Annotated in this window: 12 protein-coding genes; 4 read left to right on the forward strand and 8 right to left on the reverse strand. The window is 50.0% G+C overall.

Annotated elements, in window-relative coordinates; genetic code table 11:
• Window positions 1-573 precede the first annotated feature (573 nt).
• Together codA and ACQ4M4_RS23900 are read right to left on the reverse strand one after the other, a co-directional pair.
• Complete coding sequence (codA, locus tag ACQ4M4_RS23895; protein WP_430686985.1) at window positions 574-1,890, reverse strand: cytosine deaminase; 1,317 nt, start codon at window positions 1,888-1,890, stop codon at window positions 574-576.
• Window positions 1,891-2,300: 410 nt separating this feature from the next.
• Window positions 2,301-2,504 carry a hypothetical protein gene (locus tag ACQ4M4_RS23900; protein WP_430686986.1) on the reverse strand — a complete coding sequence of 68 codons (204 nt, stop codon included), beginning with the start codon at window positions 2,502-2,504 and terminating at the stop codon, window positions 2,301-2,303.
• Between the two features lie 480 nt (window positions 2,505-2,984).
• Between ACQ4M4_RS23900 and ACQ4M4_RS23905 the strand changes: the two genes are divergently transcribed.
• The gene (locus ACQ4M4_RS23905; protein ID WP_430686987.1) at window positions 2,985-5,114 is read left to right on the forward strand and encodes a GAF domain-containing protein; all 2,130 of its coding nucleotides are present in this window, start codon (window positions 2,985-2,987) and stop codon (window positions 5,112-5,114) included.
• A 253-nt stretch (window positions 5,115-5,367) separates the two neighbouring features.
• Here ACQ4M4_RS23905 and gatA read toward each other — a convergent pair whose 3' ends face one another.
• Window positions 5,368-6,834 carry an Asp-tRNA(Asn)/Glu-tRNA(Gln) amidotransferase subunit GatA gene (gatA, locus tag ACQ4M4_RS23910; protein ID WP_430686988.1) on the reverse strand — a complete coding sequence of 489 codons (1,467 nt, stop codon included), beginning with the start codon at window positions 6,832-6,834 and terminating at the stop codon, window positions 5,368-5,370.
• A gap of 521 nt (window positions 6,835-7,355) precedes the next feature.
• Here gatA and ACQ4M4_RS23915 point away from each other — a divergent pair.
• A complete protein-coding gene (locus tag ACQ4M4_RS23915; protein WP_430686989.1) occupies window positions 7,356-8,660 on the forward strand; it encodes a serine hydrolase in 1,305 nt (434 codons plus the stop codon).
• Between the two features lie 81 nt (window positions 8,661-8,741).
• Window positions 8,742-9,587 (forward strand): alpha/beta fold hydrolase, encoded by an 846-nt coding sequence (locus ACQ4M4_RS23920; protein WP_430686990.1) that lies wholly within the window; start codon window positions 8,742-8,744, stop codon window positions 9,585-9,587.
• Between the two features lie 22 nt (window positions 9,588-9,609).
• Here the strand turns inward: ACQ4M4_RS23920 and ACQ4M4_RS23925 are convergent, their stop codons facing one another.
• The 5 genes from ACQ4M4_RS23925 to radC all read right to left on the reverse strand — a co-directional run bounded on the left by ACQ4M4_RS23925 (window position 9,610) and on the right by radC (window position 13,732).
• On the reverse strand, window positions 9,610-9,888 hold the full coding sequence (locus tag ACQ4M4_RS23925; protein WP_430686991.1) for a DUF1816 domain-containing protein: 279 nt from the start codon (window positions 9,886-9,888) through the stop codon (window positions 9,610-9,612).
• 377 nt (window positions 9,889-10,265) lie between these two features.
• Window positions 10,266-11,675: a 23S rRNA (guanosine(2251)-2'-O)-methyltransferase RlmB gene (gene rlmB, locus ACQ4M4_RS23930; protein WP_430686992.1), complete on the reverse strand. Its 1,410-nt coding sequence runs from the start codon at window positions 11,673-11,675 to the stop codon at window positions 10,266-10,268.
• Window positions 11,676-11,976: 301 nt separating this feature from the next.
• Window positions 11,977-12,423 carry a Mini-ribonuclease 3 gene (locus tag ACQ4M4_RS23935; protein ID WP_430686993.1) on the reverse strand — a complete coding sequence of 149 codons (447 nt, stop codon included), beginning with the start codon at window positions 12,421-12,423 and terminating at the stop codon, window positions 11,977-11,979.
• The gene (locus ACQ4M4_RS23940; protein ID WP_430686994.1) at window positions 12,407-12,781 is read right to left on the reverse strand and encodes an STAS domain-containing protein; all 375 of its coding nucleotides are present in this window, start codon (window positions 12,779-12,781) and stop codon (window positions 12,407-12,409) included. The genes ACQ4M4_RS23935 and ACQ4M4_RS23940 overlap by 17 nt, the downstream gene beginning before the upstream one ends.
• A gap of 222 nt (window positions 12,782-13,003) precedes the next feature.
• Window positions 13,004-13,732 (reverse strand): RadC family protein, encoded by a 729-nt coding sequence (radC, locus tag ACQ4M4_RS23945; protein ID WP_430687028.1) that lies wholly within the window; start codon window positions 13,730-13,732, stop codon window positions 13,004-13,006.
• A gap of 394 nt (window positions 13,733-14,126) precedes the next feature.
• Here radC and ACQ4M4_RS23950 point away from each other — a divergent pair, with 394 nt between their 5' ends.
• Window positions 14,127-14,666: a Dps family protein gene (locus ACQ4M4_RS23950; RefSeq protein ID WP_430686995.1), complete on the forward strand. Its 540-nt coding sequence runs from the start codon at window positions 14,127-14,129 to the stop codon at window positions 14,664-14,666.
• Window positions 14,667-15,153 lie beyond the last annotated feature (487 nt).

Here is a 15,153-nt window from a genome sequence, read left to right on the forward strand (position 1 = left end):
TTACGGATAGGATTGGCAATCTTTGGCAGACGAGTCATGATGAGCACCCATTCGGCTACATCCAGCCTAAAATCTGCACAAGCTCAACATAACAGGCTTTTAGCTTCTCTTTATAAATCAGCTCTAAGCAACGGTTTTTAAAAACAGGTTCAAACCAACTGGGCGATCGCTCTCAGAGGAAAATCGGGGATCGAGTCTCACCAGCGATCGCAATCACCGCACCTTAGCTGGACCAAACAATTCAGGCGGATGCTCTGTACAGAATGCTTAAAAGCTGCAAGCGATTTTTTATGGCCTTGCTTTCGAAACATTCATCCAATTGCGGCAGTTCACCATTGCGGCAGTGGAGCCCTTGGCATCGTACATCCAGGAATCGGCCAAATCATGAGCCCACCCTTAAATCCACCCCTAGACCTCCTGCACGAATGGCTGGCTGAAGCATGAATCATTGTGCGGCAGAACCATGCAATGACTCATGCAGAAAGTCTCTTCAAGCAGGCCCAAATACCTACGTAATTTCGCTTAACCCAGATGGTGTCAGCTCACCACTGTTAGGCTATAGGGTCTCAAAAATTACACAGGAACCCCAGGCAGCTGCGCTGAAGGGGATGTCACTTCATCCACCATCCACTGTGGGTTGGGTGGCTGTGTTTGGGCAATGAGGCGGCCTTGGGAAATAACATAGCGAACCGTTGCACGGCGGCGAATCGCATCATATCGGCTCTCGGCATCCAGCACCACTAAATTGGCGGGTTTACCCACTTCAACGCCGTATTCATCCTGAACATGCAGTGTTTTTGCACCGTTCCAAGTCACCATGTTATAGCAAGCATCGATTTCAGTCGTGCCGGTCATTTGGCAAACATGAACCGCCATGCTTGCAACATCCAGCATATTACCTGTTCCCAACGAGTACCAGGGATCTTGCACACAGTCATGGCCCAGGCTAACGTTATGGCCCTGCTGCCACAGCTCTTTCACTCGGGTGACACCTCGTCGCTTGGGATAGGTATCAGCACGACCCTGCAACGTGATGTTAATCAGCGGGTTGGCGATGAAATTAATCGACGTGCGCTGTAAAAAGCCCATGAGCTTGAAGGCATAGGCATTGTTGTAGGAATGGAAGGCGGTGGTGTGGCTAGCACTCACCCGAGATCCCATACCGCTACGAATGGCACAGGCAACCATGACTTCCAAAAAGCGCGCTTGATCGTCATCAATTTCATCACAGTGAATATCAATTAAGCGATCGTATCGCTCGGCCAGTTCAAAAATGCGATGAACCGATCGCACGCCATCTTCTCGGGTCAGCTCGTAATGGGGAATACCACCGACCGCATCTGCCCCCAGCTTTAGCGCTTCTTCCAGCAAGGCTTCGTTTTGAGGGCCTCCGTACACCCCATCTTGCGGAAACGCAACAACCTGAACCGTTATCCAGTCTTTCACCGCTTCTCGGACTTCTAGCAGGCCTTGCAGCGCTGTTAGCGTTTGCTCGCTGACATCGGCATGGGTGCGCACGTAGAGTACCCCCTGCATGGCCTGTTGCTTGAGGGTGGCGATCGCCCGTTCTTTCACATCTGCAAGGGTCAGCGACTGTTTGCGATCGCGCCAAATCTCAATGCCTTCAAACAGAGTACCGCTAGCATTCCATCGGGGATCGCCGACCGTCATCGAAGAATCAAGATGAATATGCGACTCGACAAATGGAGGGCTAACCAACTGGCCCTGCATGTTGAGTTCCACTTTGGCGGTGTAGTTTAAGTGGGGAGCGATCGCCGCAATTTTTCCATCTTCAATGGCAATATCAACAGGCCGTGCCAATTGATCCAATTGATCAGGTGAAATCAAACAGCAATTTCGCAGCAAAATACTAGGAGACGGTTCAGCCATGAGGAGTGGTTTAGGGCAACGACGTCACTCTAAATCTACCGAATCTAGATTGCAGCGGGCTGCTTCCTTTAAACAGTTGTGAAGAAATAGAGGACATGCCAAAACCATGAGCCGCAGACAAAGCCCACGGCTCACCATTCAAAAACATCAGGATTCATATGAAGGGATAAATCCTGTTCAATTCAAACGCCGAAAAGCCAGAATATACAGAAGCGCCAAGAAGATAGATCTATCCGGACTTCTAGCATCTAGGAAGCAGACTTTAACCATAGACAAAGTGTGCTTCACAGCATGATGCCTTCTCGTTATCAACCAGGATTTATCGCTGACTTGCCGTGAAGCCAGATACCTTGTGCTGACAATGGCTAAAGATGGAGCGCATTTTTAGCCTATCAAAACCGGAACATGCGCTAATCGATAATTTTGAGCATGCCACGGTGCAGCGCGTCAAAAACCCGCTCAACCATTTGCTGATCATCGCGAGTTAAAGATTGATCCGAAAGAGCAGCACTCATAAAACAGCGCTGATCGGCACGGCTAATTTGGCGAGACTCTAAGATGTGATTGGCAACTTGCTGAAGATTGTCATTGGGGGAATATGCTGAGGGGGTCATAGCATTTGGGGGAACATCAACACTATTACTATCGCGTTTACCTTAACTTTACGAAGTGACCGCATAATTACGTAAAGGCGATCCTTATCGGCTTAAAAGGTGATCCAGGTCACAATTCAAGCCTGGGAGTCTTTGCAGACGATCGGCTGTTGATATCAGTTTCCACTTCATGACAAGTTTATTTTTGAACAAAACCCTGATAAAGGTTCTACACAAGTGTGATACCCCAGGCCAGCACTTCAGTATAACTAACGTATAAATTTATATCAGTGATAGTAACCTAGGATACAAATTTGTTGCGCCAAACCCGGCATTGTCTTTATTCTGGGTGCTTCATGAATACATATTGTTGAGTCAGCGTAGTGAACGTACGGCTTGTCACTAGCATGATGGTTCGAGCGTTTGGTTTACAGGTTCAGCTCTGGATGCCACGCTGCATAATTTTCGGGTTTCCAGTAAAGTTTTCGCTAAGTTATCCCTGTGTACTCGTTTCCCTTTTGCGTCAACTGGTCCTTGTTTCATGGAAAGCAGCACGCAGCTAGTCAGGCTGCCTTACTGCGCAGAATTGTCGATCGCATCCGCAACTCCTTAGAGCTGCATGTTGTTTTGCAGACAGCAGTTGATGAAATTGCCGAACTGCTAAATATCGATCACTGTCTATTTTTTTGGCATTTTGATGAGCTTGATCGCATTCAGGTTGTATGCGAACACAGAGCAGAGTTAGCGCCCTCCTACATTGGGAATTATTCGTTGTCGCAGTTGGGAGCGATCGCCTCGTTGATTCAGCGGGGGGAGCTTGTGCTAGGTACAGGCCATCTCTCTCAACCGTTTGGGCTTCATCTAATTACTCGTTTGCTGGCGGGGCGATCGACAAAAATGCCTGCACCAGAAACAACTCTGCTAGGCAAACACGCTTCACTGTTGATCCCTGTTGAAGGACAAGAGCGCTCTACGGGGTTTATCGCTTGCCTGTCAAATCGACCACGTCACTGGTCTGGGGCCGAGGTAGAGTTTATGCAGGCGATCGCCCAACAGTTGGGAATTGCCATCTGCCAAGCCCAGCTCTATGAGCGCACTCAACGGCAGGCCCAACGCGAACGCTTGGTAAACCAGATTACAAGCCAAACCCGCCAAAGCCTCAACCTAAAAAGCATTTTGAAAGCCGCGATCGCCCAACTCCTTGAGGCATTAGCTGTTGATCGATGCTTGGTTCACCTCGTCGAGGATCCAGATCAGGATGATGAGCCCAGCGCCGAATTAACGGTTGGGGCTCAAGCTGAGCAATCCCACACTGTGTTTCGGCGCAAGCACCTGTTTGAAGTATGCCGAGAACCACTTCCTCCATCCATTCATGATTTTGACACCGATGGCCCAATTACCCGTTGGGTCATCCAAACCCGTCGCCAAGTTGTTATTTCTGATGTCAACCAAGATGAGCGGATCGGGCCAAACAACCAGGAATATCAACTCGCCAAAATCAAGTCCTCGTTGGTCATTCCTGCTCAGGCCGATGGTAAATTACAGGCAATTTTGTACCTCAATCAATGCTCTCATATTCGTTATTGGAGCAAGGACGATCAGAAGCTAGCCCAAGCAGTCGCCGATCAGCTTGCCATTTCAATTCAGCAAGCCCATCTCTACCATCAAACCCGACAACAAGCCCAAGCCAGCGCCGAGCAAGCCAAACAGCTCGCTGCAGCGCTTCAAGAACTCCAGCAGACCCAAGCTCAACTTATTCAAAGCGAAAAAATGTCGAGCTTGGGACAGATGGTGGCAGGTGTTGCCCACGAAATTAACAATCCCATCAGCTTTATTTACGGCAACATTCCCTATGTCGAGCGATATGTGCGGGATCTGCTGCACCTCGTTGAGGGCTACCAGCAGTGCATGTCTTCTCAATCTTCGGCTCTAAAAGCGCTAGAAGCTGATATAGAATACGACTTCTTAGTGCAAGATTTGCCGCGTGTGCTCAAATCGATGAAATCGGGGGCTGGGCGCATTCGAGAGATCATTCTCTCGTTGCGGGCCTTTGCTCGGTTGGATGAAGCTAGCTGCAAAGTGGTAGACATTCACGATGGCATAGAAAGCACACTAGCCATGTTAAAGAACCGGATTCAGGCGGATGTGGCGATCGCCCGAGAGTACGGCCAATTGCCCATGGTGGAGTGTTTTCCAGCATTGCTCAATCAGGTATTTATTAACTTACTCACCAACGCATTAGAGGCTGTAGAGCACGGCACGGCAGCCCCAAAAACCATCATCATCTCAACCGAAACCATTTACCCTGACGAATCTGAGCAGCCTTGGGTTCGCATTCGTTTTGCTGACAATGGCTGCGGCATTCCTCGTGCAGTACAGCCCAAGGTGTTTGATCCATTCTTTACCACCAAGGCCGTAGGGCAAGGCTGTGGACTAGGGTTGGCGATTAGCTACCAAACCATCGTGCACCAGCACGGAGGTCGGCTCACGTTTCGTTCGGCTCCAAACCGGGGAACTGAGTTTTGTATCGAGATTCCCGTCGAGCAGGCGGTTGTTCCTCAGGGCGATCGCCCCATCCCCAACGCAGGACAAATGCAGCAGTCCAATCCAGAGCGAGCTTTGCCCCGATAAAACAATCCCTTACTCATAAACATCTTCTGCATAAGTGATTGCGCAGCACTGCTACGCAATCACTTATGCATCAAACCAAAGATCTCCTGCATAAACTTGCACAGTAGAGCCGTACAACGATTCATGCTTCAAATAGGAGATCGATTCTCCAAGGCGGTTAAAAGTCATCAAGAGTCAGAGATGCTGAGCATCTCTGACTCTCGTCATTCAGCTTTCAACTGTTCAGCTAGTTCAACCAAAACCTTTATAAGGTCTAGGCGGTCGGCAAACTGGGCTTACGCTTGTTCCAAGAAGTTGCCTGCTCGTAAGCATAAGCAACATTCAACAGCAAATCCTCACGCAACACGTTGCCAATGAGCTGCATCCCAATTGGCAAGCCTTGCTCATCAAATCCACACGGCAAGCTGATGGCTGGCAAGCCCGCCAAATTTACGGGAATGGTCATCAAGTCCGAAAGATACATACTAAGGGGATCATCCGTTTTTTCGCCCGCCTTGAAGGCGGTTGTCGGCGCAGTCGGGCAAATCAATACATCTACCTGCTGAAAAGCTTTCTCAAAATCCTGTTTGATCAGGGTGCGAACCTTTTGTGCTTTCAGGTAGTACGCATCGTAGTAACCGGCTGACAGCGCATAGGTGCCAATCATAATCCTGCGTTTCACCTCAGCCCCAAAACCCTCGGCACGGGTTTTGGCATACATATCTAGCAAATTATCGGGTTCTTCAATTCGGTAGCCAAACTTCACTCCGTCGTAACGAGCCAGGTTCGCAGAGGCTTCGGAGGGGGCAATGATGTAATAGGTTGGCAGTCCATAACGAAACTGAGGGCAGGAAATGACCTGAATTTCAGCCCCAAGTTCTTGTAGCTGTTCCACCGCTTTGGTGACTGCAGCTTCTACGGTTGCCTCTAGGCCATCTCCAAAGGTTTCTTTAATGATGCCAATGCGCAGCTTGCCCCGAGGTTTGAAGTCGGGCTTAAAGGCTGATAAATAGTCTGGTACTGGGACGCTGAGGCTGGTTGCATCCTTTGGATCATGACCTGCGATCGCCCCTAACAAGATGGCAGTATCTTCGACCGATCGCCCAAAGGGACCAATTTGGTCAAGGGATGAGGCATAAGCAACCAAGCCGTAGCGCGATACCAAGCCATAAGTGGGCTTCATGCCCACAACGCCGCACAGCGAAGCAGGCTGGCGAATTGAGCCACCAGTATCTGATCCCAACGCAACTACACACTCCTCCGCCGCCACTGCCGCCGCCGAACCACCCGACGACCCACCTGGCACCCGCGAAACATCCCACGGATTGGCCGTCACTTGATAAGCCGACGACTCGGTTGAACTACCCATGGCAAATTCATCCATGTTGGTCTTACCCACCATGACAGCCCCCGCTTCAAACAACCGCTGGGTCACGGTCGATTCGTAGGGAGGAACAAAGTTTTCTAAAATGCGCGAACCGCAGGTGGTGCGAATTCCACGGGTGCACATGTTGTCTTTAATCCCAATTGGGATTCCGGCCAGCATCTCAATCTCTTCGCCTGCCGCAATCTTGGCATCGACTTGCTGCGCCTGCTGTAACGCTTGATCAGCTGTGATCGTCAAAAAGCTTTTGACGTGAGGCTCTAGAGCTTGGATGCGTGCAAGCGCTTCTTCTGCAATCTCAACAGCAGTGCGTTCTTTGTTGATGAGTTGGTAATGTAACTCGCGGATGGATGCCATCGATTACCCCTTTTATTCCTCGCTGGCTGGCGTAAGTCCATCCTTCACTCTAGTCGATTTTCCTTCCATTTAATGCATTGTCTTTCAGGTTAATCCTGCTAGATGCGGTTGAACAGCCAAAGAACAAAGTCAACATCTCAACGCGAGGGATGGCTGCCAGCAAAGAGCTATGTATCTCCGCAGAGCCAATCGCAATATCTCACGGTTTAAAGCTTCCTTCTTCAGAACCTTGAATGTGCTTGATGCACTTGATAGATAAAGTCCAAGTAGATAAAGTCCAATTTTGCTCACGACCCTATTTTGAACTAGCCTTGAGGCTGATTGAGTGTATATGCTGGTAGCTCAGGCTTGGCATATTTTCCCAAGAGTGTGGAATCACAAAAGAGTTGGGCAATAAAACGGTTGCATTGTATCGCCTGATTCACTTTTGCTGGAATCGTCTATAGTTAACTTTGATTAATCCTTGCTGTAGATTGTTTTGCAATTAGGGTCGTGCCCCTTTGTTGTGTGAGGTTTAGCGAATGCGTCGCCTGTTTTGGTACTTGTTGATCGCTCCCATTAGCACGTTAGGCGTACTAGCAGGTGGGGTACTGGTTCATTCTTATCCAGCCCTAACGCCAGTGCTGGAGCTAACTGGCGGCAACAGAGCATATAACATTGAGGCGGCAGATTCGATTGCAGAGCTGCGTGAGATTCGCGATCGCCTGATAGAGCAGTCGCAGCAAAAGTCCTCCTCTGCAACCGAAGGTGTCCCAATCACCAACCCAGCCCTGCTGCTGCAAATTCTACAGGCCACCGAAATTCGTATTCAAATTGAGGAAACCGCTCAAGAAAATTGGAGCACTGCGGTTCGAAATGCCGAAAAAGCTAGCCAGTTGGGCACCTCGACCGAATTGGAAGAAGCTGAGGCTGGCGAAATTTATCAGCTGTGGTCGGATGCTGTGCGGGCTTTGCGCGAAATACCCGAAGATTCATTTTTGGGTGCCCAGGCGGCAGCTAAGTTAGATGAGTACAAGGACAAGCTTGGGGTTGCTGCCTACCGTTACGATTCGGCGCGATCTGGCTTTTTGGATGCGATCGCCGAAAGTACGGGTCGAGCATCGGATGTGCATGTTACCGTGTGCAACTTGCAGCGAGAATGCCGTCGCCTACGAGGGAATGAACCACCCGCCAGCCCAGCCAGTTTGATTAAAGTTCCGGTGGCGATCGCCCTGACCCAAAAGCTGGAGGAGGAAAACATCGACATCGACACGCCGATGTTAGTCAGCCCACGCAACTTTACCGAAGATGCGGCCAAGATTTGGGTTGGGGCAGAATATCCCACACGCAAGGTGCTGCTGCAAATGATTACCCATAGCAGCAACATTGCCACCAATCAGCTGATTGACTACATGGGTACGGACTATATCAATCAAGTCCTGCGCGATCGCGGTTACCGCACCACTCGGGTTAATACCAAACTCATTGGCGATAATATTGCCCCCGCAGGCTTAAGTGGCATTCCCAATCAAATCACCACCGACGAGCTCACCGATATGATGGTGGGCATTTATAACAACGAGCATCCCGGTGATGATGTGATTTTGGAAGGGTTGGTCAATCAATACGACTGGGATCTGGCCTACGAAGCGATTAAGCGGCCAGCGGTATGGATCGGGGAAAAGACTGGGCAAAACTCCAAAGTGCTGGGAACAACCGCCGGAGTCAACATTAAAGGCGATCGCTACGTGATCACCGTTGCCATTAACTACACCGCCAGCGAACCCGCCGTTAAAAAGGTCGTAAAAGGGATTGTCGATCACCTTCTTGCCAATGATGGGTTCTAAGAAAATTGCCGCCTAGTAGCCCAAAAACACTGTACCCTAGCAACAGAAGATTCCTCGGTTTGCTGTTGCGCAGGCGGTTTCATGCCAAGCCCGTTTTTGCTGCATACCCAAGTTCAGGGGGCTGGATATCCCGTGCTATGTCTCCACGGGCATCCGGGCTCTAGTGACAGCATGATGGTGTTCACTCAGCATTTGGCAACGCGATTTCAGGCGATCGCACCTGATCTGCGCGGCTATGGCCAAAGCCAAACCACTCAGCCCTTTGAGATGGCCGATCATCTTGCCGATTTAGAAGCCCTGTTGGATCGGCTGACGATTGAGCGGTGCCTAGTGCTGGGATGGTCCTTGGGCGGCATTCTGGCAATGGAGCTGGCGCTCAAGTTTCCTGAGCGCATATCTGGACTTATTTTAGTAGCTACCGCCGCCTACCCACGTGGAAATCATCCATCAGTTGGGTGGCAAACCTACCTCTTGACCGGAGTCGCGGCCCTCATCAATTGGGCATATCCTGGTTTACAGTGGAATATTGACTGGTTTGGACGGCGATCGCTATTTCGCTACCTCATTCAACAGCACACGCCTCAAACCTATCGCTACATTTCCCAGCATGCAGTCAAGGCTTATTTACAAACCTCATCCTATGCAAACAAAGCCCTTAATACAGCCCTACGGCAACGCTACAATCGACTTGCCGAATTAAGCCAAATTCAAAGCCCATGTTTAGTATTGGCGGGGGCAGAAGATGTGCACATTACCGCAGCATCTAGCCTGGAAACTGCTAGCGCGATCGCAAACTGCGAGTCCCACTGTTACGCCAACGTCGCGCACCTGTTGCCATGGGAAATTACCCAACAACTACTACAGGATATCGACCACTGGCTAGCCGCCCATCCTGAAGCTACACGCCCCACCGCCAACGCTTCCTAAGACTCAGTATCGCTTGGCGGCTTTACGCAAAAGGGCTGGCTAACGAAGCTCCTCGACCAATAACATCCAACTTTTCATCGTACAGGGTCAGCTCACCAGGTTTGCAGCGCTTCACCACCACCCGAATATTTTGAGCCCCTTCGCGTTCCAGATCTTCAATGTAGCCAGGTTTCGCGTATTCGGCTTCTGCAGAGTTCAAGAATGGGCCGAAGTAATAGGTGCAGCGAGGCGCATCAGTTACAACCTCAACCCACCAAGCAAAACCTATCGAGTTAAGAAAATTCGTTAAAAGCTCTTTCATGAGTGCCGTTCTACTACGCAACAAAACTGTAGATGCGCTTAGCCATCTACAGATACGACTAAGCTACAGACATCAACAAGAAATTTCAAGATTCTTTGGATACCGTTGTCCGATTTTGCTGGCTGATGCGGTCTCATGCACGGTTCACTCTGCGGCTTCGGGTAAATCCCGTAGAGACTTACCCGTAGAGACTTACCCGAAAACCCTCGTATGACCCAGTACCGTGTCGCAGGACAGCCAGGCATCACACCTGACAATTCACACCTGACAATCACAAAAGACTTGGACACCAAGTAACCATGCATTCCAACCGTTCTACCCAGCACCCAACCTTTGAACGCTTGGGCGTTACAAAAGGTAAGACAACAAAAGTCATCCTAGCTTAGGGCACGAATAGTTGACCACCGCTGACGAAACACCTCATACAGCACCATCCCCGTTGCAACGGATGCGTTTAGGCTCTCAACCTTTCCTTTAAGGGGAATGGAGACTAGCACATCACAATTGCGCTGAGTGAGCAGATTCAAGCCATCTCCTTCGGAACCAACCACCAGCACGACCGGCCCCTGAAAGGTAACGGTGTTAACGGGTTGAGCCGCTTCAGCAGCCGTTCCATAAATCCAAAAACCTGCTTCTTTCAACTCTTCTAACGCACGACTCAGGTTGACAACTCGGGCCACGGGAAACGTTTCTAAAGCGCCTGCGGCCACCTTGATTACCGTTGAGGTGATACCAGCCGATCGCCGCTGAGGGATGACCAAGCCGCTAGCTCCCAAGGCTTCAGCAGTTCGAACAATGGCCCCGAGATTATGGGGATCGGTAATGCCATCCGCAACGATGATGACGGGTTGTTCAGTTGTTTGCTTGGCTTGCTGAATCAGATCGGCCAATTCCAAATAGCTGTACGGAGCAACCTGCGCCACAATGCCCTGATGGTTTGCACCTTGGGTCATCTGGCTCAAGCGTTTGGGCTCAACCTCGTCAATGATGGCACCGTTGGCCTTGGCCTCGGTCAACAAGGTATGAAAACGGGGATCGTAGCGTAGCCGATTCAGAATCCAAATTCGGTTGATTTGTCGCTGACCTTCTAGTGCGGCTAGCACAGGATGCTTTCCGTAGATGAGATCGTTCTCTTCCACAGAGGAGGTTGGGGAAAATTCTGCGGCATCGGCAGCGGAGGGGCGATCCCAATGGGTCGTTTGCTCCTGCTCGCGATCGCGCGGCCCCCGGTTCCAAGATTGCTGGCGATCGCGAGCATGGCCACTCTCCCGATTCCAACTGGGTTGGCGATCGCGCTCTGGGGCAGAACCCCGATCTCGACCCGGTTCTTTACCTCGAAACTCACGAGTTTCTCTGTCGCGAAATTCGCGCGGTTCCCGATCTCGAAAATCACGACCACCGCCACCGCGAGAACGCGAATCCCAATCTCGTCCTTGCCGCTCACGCTCAGGCCCTCGATCGCGCCCTATTGGGCGATCGCCCCGATCCCAGTTGCGATCGCCCCGATCATCGTTGAAGTTGCGATCGCGCGATGGGCCACCCTCACGAGGAGGTCGGCGATCGCGCCCACCCTCTTTGTAGCCACCCTCTTTGTAGCCACCCTCCTTAAAGCCAGCGCGGGGTGCGGGCTTGCCCTTGGCAGAATATCCAGACCCAGCAGGCCGATCAGACGACGTGCCACCTCGAAGCTTTGGAGCGGACTTGCGGCCAGATGGGCGGGGCTTCCCTCCCTTGGCAGAGGAATCGGAAAAACGTTTGCGCCCAGGGCGTGAATTTTGAGGAGCCATAGTGTTGTGTTGTGCAGAATGACGTGTGTGAGAACAAAAAATATGAGCGATAAAACATGGGTGCCACCAACATGCAAGGCACCCAAATTTGGACACATGCACGCGGCATGGTCTCCTCAAGAGCTGAGCCAAGTTTAGCGATGCAGCGATAGCCGCTAGGCCGCCCTATGCAAACTCTTTTTGATGGCTAGAGCCATGTAGCCATATCAATAGGCCATTTCAATGGGGAATTATGAAAATGGAGATTGGGGTGCGATCGCTATTTTTCAAACGACCCTAGAAAATCCCCAATCCCCCACAATTATGAGCTTTCTAGCTCTACACCAGATTGACCAACCTCAGTAGACAAAATAACTGTCAACTGAGCCAGCAGCTCAGCCAAACGAGACGGATCGGTCAAATACAGATATCCCAGCAACGTTTCCAAACTGGTTGCGGCCTGATAGGTAGCCAGGTCGATTCGCTTAGGACACCTGGATGTAGCATTTCTTCCTCGCTTCAGAATGTCAACTTCGGCAGGAGAGAGATGAGGCTGTAGCGATCGCAAGTGCCGCGCCTGGCTTTCGGCACGAACCTGAGCAACCACCTGCTGATGATAGGCTTGGGTGCGCTTGGGTGGCATTAAATAGCAGAGCCGAACATGCAGCTCATAAACTGCATCCCCCAAATAGGCAAGCGCAGTCGGAGAGAGCCGTTGAAGCTCGGCGGATGAGAGAGGAGCAATCAACTCTTCAGGAGCGCTTAACATTCGCTAGAGCCGCTTCCACAGAAGGCTGTAGGGATAGAAATTGCTCCAACCGAACTAGCTTCACTGTTTGAGTGACTCGCGGGTTGGATACAATTTGCAGCGAGCCGCCAGCAGTTTGTACCTTTTTGGCAACCTGAACGAGAGCCCCAAGGCCCGAACTATCAATAAAATCAATTTGAGAGAGATCCAAGATGAAATTGGAAGGACCTTCCTCAACAAATTTGTCCAGAACCTTGCGGAAGGTTGGCTCAGAAAACGCATCAAGCAAACCCGCCAAACGATAGACCTGGCAAGTGTCCTTGATTTCGCGAGTTCCTCTTAGACTAACCGTCAGGTTTAATGTCTCAAGAATAGGCACCTCCTAGTTGCTGTGTCAGCAGATCTGTCAAGAATTCGAGGCTTAAGTATACGTCAGGATGTAGGGCTCTGCAACGCCCAACCGATTTCTTTTATTGTTAAGCATGAACTCGAAATTGTGTTGTTCAGAACAAAATCTTTATCTTATGGGTTCTAGAACAGCAAACCACAGGTTGTATTCCAGAGCCATAAGGGGTTGAGCCCGCTTTGAGCCCCTTGAGTTTTAGTCCCCTTGCGGATGTTCCTGCCAGAGCTGGGTGCGCTGCCGCAGGCTGGTGTAGTTACCGTTGCCCAAAATTAAATGATCAAGCAAGGGAATTCCCAAAATTAGGGCAGCCTGAAGCAATTGTCGAGTGAGAGAAATATCTTCAGGGCTGGGATCAAGGTTGCCCGAGGGATGGTTGTGAGCAATGATGACCCGGGTAGCACCTTGCCGAATGACTTCGCGAAAAATATCTCGCGGATGGGCCAGGGTTTCGGTAGCGGTGCCAATGCTGATCACCTGGGTTCCTAAGTGGCGATGTTTGATATCCAATAGCAGCACGGCAAAGCGCTCTTGGGGTTGCCACATTAAGTCGTTGCTGAGTAGGGCGGCAGCCACATCCGGATCATCAATAATAGGGCGATCGCTTGGTCGTGCTTGATACACCCGTTTACCCAGTTCAATCGCAGCCAGGATGGTGCACGCTTTTGCTTCGCCAACTCCAGGGATCTTGGTGAGCTCGTGAATGCTCACATCCTTCAGCATCGTGAGGGCATCGCGCTGGTGTTGACCAAGCTGTTGCAAGATATACTGCCCCAACCCTACAGCCGACAATTTGCCTGACCCCTGCCCCGTACCCAGCAATATTGCCAATAGCTCTGCAGTTGCCAGACGATTTGCGCCGCCGCTTATTAGGCGCTCCCTTGGCCGCTCGCTCAATGGCAAATCAGCAACTCGCAGGTTGTACATAGTAGCCACACCCCCAACTCAATCCACAACTGCTTTCAGTAATCCCAGGAATGGATTCTTCTCATCAGGGAATAAAAATGGGGGCGATCGCACATTCTCCCGTTTTGACCCACCACGATCGCCTAGCCGCTCAGTAACACCAACACACCATTGAGACCCTGTAGCTCCAGTAAGCACGTGGTCAAGCCTGCCTCCACAATTTGTTCCCAATGCATGAGTTCCAATTTCGCAATTTACTCCTCTCGTTTGATGTTGGATTCAGTTATTTCTCGTTAGATAGAAAAGGAGCGTACCTCGGAATGGCTTCACTAAGCTTCAAGAGAAAGTTTTGTCCTGAAAAATTTCTTTTCGAACTGCACGAAATATTGACTCGAAGAAAGGAGCGAATAAATTTATGCGCAAGATGAATATTGGTCTCTCTGAAGAACAACGCCAGGGTGTAATTGACCTGTTGAATCGCGACTTGTCGGATGCCTATTTGCTGTTGATTAAGACCAAAAAATACCACTGGGATGTAATTGGCCCTCAGTTTCGTACGCTGCACCAATTGTGGGAAGAGCAGTACGAAGCCTTAACCCAAAATATTGACAGCATGGCCGAGCGAATTCGAGCATTGGGCGGATATCCCGTTGGTACTGCTGAAGGCTTTTTACAGTTAGCTTCGATTAAGGAACATGCTGGAGATATCCCCAACGCTACCGAAATGGTGAGCCGATTGGTGGAAGATCATGAAACCATTATTCGCAATCTGCGTGATCACGTTGATCAGGCTAGCGAAAGCTTTCATGATGAAGGAACAGCCGACTTCCTGACAGGATTGATGGAGCAGCACGAAGAAATGGCCTGGATGCTTCGCTCCTTCTTGGAAGGAATGGACTTGCAACCCGATAGCGAACCTGCAAAGACCCAAGCCAAGACTCCTGCTAAAGCATAGGTGTGCTGAGACTTGGATGGGAGCAATGCTTGAGCTAAGTTAACTCCTAATCAATTCAGCAGTTGCTATTGACAAATTCAACCCCCTGTATTTCTGAACATCGACACAGGGGGTTGGTGTGTTTGGGATTTTTAATTTTTCTATTTTTACTGCAATTAGCTTTAGGCACTAATTGTGTATCGAAGTTCTCAATCTGTAATTAATCTGTATAAAATCTAAAGCCCGATCGCGCTTATTAACCATGTGATTATCTATTTATTTTTACATAGCATTTTTTAATTGTTTATTCAGTAGAACAGAACGTTTGCGATAGTTATTTTCCTACGATTTGTGGTGGCTATAGACCTGAGCGATCGCCACAATATTGCAGCATCCATGCTCTAGGCCAAGCTCAATTCTTCCGTTTAACTAACTTTTGAATCATCTTTGACATAAAAAGATAATTTTCAAATTTAATTCTGTCTTAGAAGGCATTTAACGTTGCCGT

Origin of the sequence: Leptolyngbya sp. AN02str (assembly GCF_050565595.1) — a bacterium.
Lineage (GTDB): Bacteria > Cyanobacteriota > Cyanobacteriia > Elainellales > Elainellaceae > Kaiparowitsia.